A 6,227-nucleotide genomic window follows, 5' to 3' on the forward strand; every position below is an offset into this window, starting at 1 on the left:
GGAGTGTTTGTATGTCTTTGAAGCTTGGAGTGATCGGTACCGGCGCCATTGGCCGCGACCATATTCGTCGTTGCAGCCAGACCTTGCTCAACAGCCAGGTGGTGGCGGTGACCGATATCAACCTTGAGCAGGCCGCCAAGGTGGTTGCGGAGTTGAAGCTGGACGCCGAGGTGTATCCGGACGGCCACGCGCTGATCAACTCGCCGCAGGTGGAAGCGGTGCTGGTGACCTCGTGGGGCCCGAGCCATGAAGAATTCGTGCTCGCGGCCATCGCCGCCGGCAAGCCGGTGTTCTGTGAAAAGCCCCTGGCGGTGACTGCCGAAGGCTGCCGCAAGATCGTCGAGGCCGAAGTGGCCTACGGCAAGCGCCTGGTGCAGGTGGGCTTCATGCGCCCGTATGACGAAGGCTATCGCGCCCTCAAGGCCGTGATCGACAGCGGCCAGATCGGCGAGCCGTTGATGCTGCATTGCGCGCACCGCAACCCGACGGTGGGTGAGAACTACAAGACCGATATGGCGATCACCGACACCCTGATCCACGAGTTGGACGTGCTGCGCTGGTTGCTCAACGACGACTACGTATCAGTGCAAGTGGTGTTCCCGCGCAAGACCAGCAAGGCCTTGGCCCACCTGCGTGACCCGCAGATCGTGCTGCTGGAAACCGCCAAGGGCACCCGTATCGATGTGGAGGTGTTTGTGAACTGCCAGTACGGCTACGACATCCAGTGCGAAGTGGTAGGGGAGACCGGCATCGCCAAATTGCCGGAGCCTTCACAAGTGCAATTGCGCAGCGGTGCCAAACTGTCGAACGCAATTTTGATGGACTGGAAGGACCGTTTTATCGGTGCCTATGACGTGGAGTTGCAGGCCTTCATTGATAGCGTGCGCGCCGGTCAGGTCGGTGGGCCGTCGGCGTGGGATGGGTTTGCGGCGGCGGTGGCAGCGGATGCGTGTATTGAGGCGCAGGGCAGTGAGCAGATTGTGAAAGTGAGCTTGCCGGATCGTCCGCACTTCTACGGCTAACACTCGGTCAATGTGGGAGGGGGCTTGCCCCCGATAGCGGTGGGTCAGCAATAAATTTGTTTCTGATCCACCGCTATCGGGGGCAAGCACCCTCCCACAGTTGATTGGGTTTCCAATTCAACTCAGGAGTTGATCATGCGAATCGGACTAGTCGGCTACGGCCACGGAGGGCGCTTTTTTCATGCGCCGCTGATTGCGACTTTGCCGGGGGCGACGTTTGTCGGCGTGGTGACGCGCTCACCAGAGCGGCGCCAGCAATTAAGTACTGATCTTCCAGGTGTGAAGGCCTTTGACAGCATTGGCCAGATCGTCGAAGCCGGTGTCGATGCGCTGGTCATTTCCACCACCCTCAAGGGCCGCCCGGCGCTGGTGCTGGAAGCCATCGAACACGGTGTGGCGGTGGTCAGCGACAAACCCTTTGCCGCCAACGCTGAACAGGCTCAGGCGTTGATCACCGCTGCCGAACGCCATGAAGTGTTGCTCAGCGTCTATCAGAACCGGCGCTGGGACTCGGATTACCTGACCCTTCGCAAGCTCATCGACGCCGGTGCGCTGGGCACCATCACTCGTTTCGAATCCCGCGTGGAACGCTTCAGCCCTCAAGCGGTGGGCAATGCCAGTGGCGGGGGTTGGCTGCGTGATCTGGGCAGTCATCTGGTGGACCAGGCGCTGCAATTGTTTGGCCCAGTGGACCGGGTGTTCGCACAATTGCACTACACCGCCGAACACCCCAGCGTCGACCACGGTTTCTTCGTCTCCCTGACCCATGCCAACGGGGTTATTTCCCATCTGTGGGGCAACGCCCTGCAAAACAGCCAGGCCCCGCGCTTTCGGGTGAGCGGCACCTTGGGTTGTTACACGGTGGACGGGCTGGATGGCCAGGAAGAAGCGCTGATGGCGGGCAAATCGCCGAAAACCGAAGGCGAGCACTGGGGCGCCGAGGAGCACCGCCGCTGGGGCTGGTTTGAGCAAGGTGATGAGCGTGAACGGGTGCCTTCAGAAAAGGGCTGCTGGACGCAGTTTTACCGGCAACTGCAAGCGGCCGTGCAAGGGCAGGGACCCTTGCCGGTAGATGCCTATGACGCGCTGGAAACCACCCGTATATTGGACGCCGCACGCCTGAGCGCCGAGCGTCAGCAGGTGGTTTCAACAAAAATAGAATAAAATTCTAAAACAGGTTGATATGGAAATTATTTTCCAATAAAGTCTTTTCCAGGTTGCATAAAGTACGTCTTGGGCTCGACCCCGGCGACTCAACAAAAACAAGATCAAAAACAACCAGGTACCGTCAGATGAAAATCTTCAACGCTGTACTGCGAGTTTTACGCCCTGCCCACACGCCCCGCGGTCTGCCCCGCGCCCGGCCGTTCTACTTCTCCTTCCTTAATGTGCTGTGCGTCGAAAACCAAGGCGCGCTGGTCTGCTGCATTCCTGGCGCCCCGGTCGTTCGATTGCCCGCCGAGCTCTGATAAACGCAACGTCCAAAAAACCAACAAGAAAGTGGAGACAGACCGTTCATGAAGACCCCGATCCGTTTTACCGCGCTGGCTTTATCCATGATGCTGGCCAGCGGTTTTGCCAGCGCCGCCGACATCAAGGTCGGCGTGAGCATGTCCGCGTTCGATGACACCTTCCTCACTTACCTGCGCGAAGACATGGATAAGCAAGCCAAGTCCTATCCCAAGGGCGACGGCGTGCAGTTGCAGTTCGAAGACGCCCGCGCCGATGTGGTCAAGCAACTGAGCCAGGTCGAGAACTTTATCAGTCAGAAAGTCGACGCCATCATCGTCAACCCGGTCGACACGGCTTCCACCAAAAACATCATCAACGCCGCGACCAAGGCGGGCATCCCGCTGGTGTTCGTCAACCGCCGTCCGGACCAGAAAGACCTGCCCAAGGACGTAGTGGCCGTGACCTCCGATGACGTCGAGGCCGGCAAGCTGCAAATGCAGTACATCGCTGAAAAACTCGGCGGCAAGGGCAAGATCGTGATCCTGCTGGGCGACCTGGCGAACAACTCCACCACCAACCGCACCAAGGGCGTGAAGGAAGTGTTGGCCAAGTACCCGGACATCAAGATCGAACAGGAACAGACCGGTATCTGGCTGCGGGACAAGGGCATGACCCTGGTCAACGACTGGCTGACCCAAGGCCGCGAGTTCAACGCGGTGTTGGCCAACAACGATGAGATGGCGATCGGCGCATCCATGGCCTTGAAATCGGCTGGCAAGGAAAAAGGCAGTGTGCTGATCGCGGGGGTCGACGGTACGCCGGACGGCTTGAATGCGATCACCAAGGGTGACATGGCCGCCTCCGCGTTCCAGGACGCCAAGGGCCAGGCGGTGGGCTCGGTGGAAGCGGCGCGCAAGATGGCCAAGAACGAGCCGGTCGAGCAGAACGTGATCATCCCGTTCCAACTGATCACTCCGGAAAACGTCGCCAAGTTCAAGTAGCCCAGACATAACAACAATGAACCGGCAGGGCGGTCGTGCCCGCCCTGCTGATGGAGTACCTCCCTATGCTCGCTCAAGCCGTTGTCTCGCAGCCTCCCGGTATCCAGCCGCTGGCGCAGGAAGAACCCTACCTGCTGGAAATCGTCAACATCAGCAAAGGCTTTCCCGGCGTCGTCGCCTTGGCCGACGTACAACTGCGTGTGCGCCCCGGCACGGTGCTGGCGCTGATGGGCGAGAATGGTGCGGGTAAATCGACCTTGATGAAAATCATCGCCGGTATCTATCAGCCGGATGCTGGCGAAATCCGTCTGCGCGGCAAGCCCATCGTCTTTGAAACACCCCTGGCGGCCCAGAAAGCCGGGATCGCGATGATCCACCAGGAACTCAACCTGATGCCCCATATGAGCATCGCCGAAAACATCTGGATCGGCCGCGAGCAGCTCAACAGCCTGCACATGGTCAACCACCGCGAAATGCACCGCTGCACCGCCGAGTTGCTGGCGCGCCTGCGCATCAACCTTGACCCCGAGGAACACGTGGGTAACCTGAGCATCGCCGAACGGCAGATGGTCGAGATTGCCAAGGCCGTGTCCTACGACTCCGACATCCTGATCATGGATGAGCCGACTTCGGCCATTACCGAAAAGGAAGTGGCCCACCTGTTTTCGATCATTGCCGACCTCAAGTCGCAGGGCAAAGGCATCGTCTACATCACGCACAAAATGAACGAAGTGTTTGCCATCGCCGATGAAGTGGCGGTGTTCCGCGACGGCCATTACATCGGCCTGCAACGTGCCGACAGCATGAACAGCGACAGCTTGATCTCGATGATGGTGGGGCGCGAGCTGAGCCATCTGTTTCCGGTGCGCGAGACGCCTATCGGCGAGTTGCTGATGTCGGTGCGCGACTTGACCCTGGATGGCGTGTTCAAGGACGTCTCCTTCGACCTGCATGCTGGCGAGATCCTCGGTATTGCCGGGTTGATGGGCTCGGGCCGTACCAACGTGGCGGAAACCATCTTTGGCATCACCCCAAGCAGCAGCGGGCAGATCACCCTGGATGGCGCGCCGGTACGCATTACCGATCCGCACATGGCCATCGAGAAAGGCTTTGCGCTGCTGACTGAGGACCGCAAGCTCAGCGGCCTGTTCCCGTGCCTGTCGGTGCTGGAAAACATGGAGATGGCGGTACTGCCGCACTATTCGGGTAACGGTTTTATCCAGCAGAAAGCCCTGCGTGCGCTGTGCGAAGACATGTGCAAGAAGCTGCGGGTGAAAACCCCGTCTCTTGAGCAGTGCATCGACACCTTATCCGGTGGCAATCAGCAGAAAGCCTTGCTCGCCCGGTGGTTGATGACCAATCCGCGGTTGCTGATCCTGGATGAGCCGACCCGAGGCATCGACGTCGGTGCCAAGGCCGAGATTTATCGCCTGATCTCCTTCCTCGCCAGCGAAGGCATGGCGGTGATCATGATTTCCTCGGAGCTGCCTGAAGTGCTGGGCATGAGCGACCGGGTGATGGTGATGCACGAGGGTGAACTGATGGGCACCCTGGGCCGTGCGGATGCGACCCAGGAAAAAGTCATGCAGTTGGCCTCCGGTATGACCGTAGTCCACTGACGAACAGCCGTGCGGGCCTGCGGTTGGCCCGCACCATAGAATAAGAAGGTGATTGGCTATGAACGCGATAACAGACAACAAGCCTGCCACGGCACCGGTCAAGAACCGGCGGCGACTGCCCACCGAGCTGAGTATCTTCCTGGTGCTGATCGGCATCGGGCTGGTGTTTGAGTTGTTCGGCTGGATCGTGCGTGACCAGAGCTTTTTGATGAACTCCCAGCGGCTGGTGCTGATGATCCTGCAAGTATCGATCATCGGCCTGCTGGCCATCGGGGTGACGCAGGTAATCATCACCACTGGGATCGACCTGTCTTCGGGCTCGGTGCTGGCGCTGTCGGCGATGATTGCCGCCAGTTTGGCTCAGACTTCTGACTTTTCCCGGGCGGTGTTCCCGTCGCTGACCGATCTGCCCGTGTGGATTCCGGTGGCGATGGGGTTGGGTGTGGGGCTGCTGGCAGGGGCGATCAACGGCAGCATCATTGCTGTCACCGGTATCCCGCCGTTTATCGCGACACTGGGCATGATGGTTTCGGCCCGTGGTCTGGCGCGTTATTACACGGAAGGCCAGCCGGTGAGCATGCTCTCGGACTCGTACACGGCTATTGGTCATGGCGCGATGCCGGTGATCATCTTCCTGGTGGTGGCGGTAATCTTCCATATCGCCCTGCGCTACACCAAGTACGGCAAGTACACCTACGCCATCGGCGGCAACATGCAGGCGGCGCGGACCTCGGGGATCAACGTCAAGCGTCACCTGATCATCGTCTACAGCATCGCCGGCCTCCTGGCAGGCCTGGCAGGTGTGGTGGCTTCGGCACGCGCCGCCACGGGGCAGGCGGGCATGGGCATGTCTTATGAGCTGGACGCGATTGCGGCAGCGGTCATCGGCGGCACCAGCCTGGCGGGCGGGGTAGGGCGTATTACCGGTACGGTGATCGGCGCGCTTATCCTTGGGGTGATGGCCAGCGGGTTTACCTTTGTGGGGGTGGATGCGTATATCCAGGACATCATCAAAGGCTTGATCATCGTGGTGGCGGTGGTGATCGACCAGTACCGCAACAAACGCAAACTCAAACGCTGACGCGGTACAAACTGTGGGAGGTGCGGTGCGACGATTCGACTGAGGGCAAGTC

Annotated in this window: 6 protein-coding genes; all 6 read left to right on the top strand. The window is 59.9% G+C overall.

What is annotated here, in order from left to right:
• Nucleotides 1-11: 11 nt before the first annotated feature.
• The 6 genes from ACEN2T_RS22555 (at nt 12) to ACEN2T_RS22580 (ending at nt 6,175) form a co-directional block, all read left to right on the top strand.
• Nucleotides 12-1,022 carry a Gfo/Idh/MocA family protein gene (locus ACEN2T_RS22555; protein WP_099602658.1) on the top strand — a complete coding sequence of 337 codons (1,011 nt, stop codon included), beginning with the start codon at nt 12-14 and terminating at the stop codon, nt 1,020-1,022.
• A 135-nt stretch (nt 1,023-1,157) separates the two neighbouring features.
• Nucleotides 1,158-2,186, top strand: coding sequence for a Gfo/Idh/MocA family protein (locus ACEN2T_RS22560; protein ID WP_032885785.1), 1,029 nt, complete (start codon nt 1,158-1,160; stop codon nt 2,184-2,186).
• A 128-nt stretch (nt 2,187-2,314) separates the two neighbouring features.
• Nucleotides 2,315-2,491, top strand: coding sequence for a hypothetical protein (locus ACEN2T_RS22565; RefSeq protein WP_163033238.1), 177 nt, complete (start codon nt 2,315-2,317; stop codon nt 2,489-2,491).
• A 48-nt stretch (nt 2,492-2,539) separates the two neighbouring features.
• Nucleotides 2,540-3,475 (top strand): sugar ABC transporter substrate-binding protein, encoded by a 936-nt coding sequence (locus tag ACEN2T_RS22570; protein WP_095185946.1) that lies wholly within the window; start codon nt 2,540-2,542, stop codon nt 3,473-3,475.
• Between the two features lie 65 nt (nt 3,476-3,540).
• A complete protein-coding gene (locus ACEN2T_RS22575; protein ID WP_442117577.1) occupies nt 3,541-5,094 on the top strand; it encodes a sugar ABC transporter ATP-binding protein in 1,554 nt (517 codons plus the stop codon).
• 58 nt (nt 5,095-5,152) lie between these two features.
• Entirely contained in the window at nt 5,153-6,175 is a 1,023-nt protein-coding gene (locus ACEN2T_RS22580) for an ABC transporter permease (RefSeq protein WP_032885788.1), read from the top strand.
• The last annotated feature ends 52 nt before the right edge of the window (nt 6,176-6,227 follow it).

Source organism: Pseudomonas sp. W22_MBD1_FP4, from assembly GCF_052113765.1.
Taxonomy (GTDB): Bacteria; Pseudomonadota; Gammaproteobacteria; order Pseudomonadales; family Pseudomonadaceae; genus Aquipseudomonas; species Aquipseudomonas sivasensis.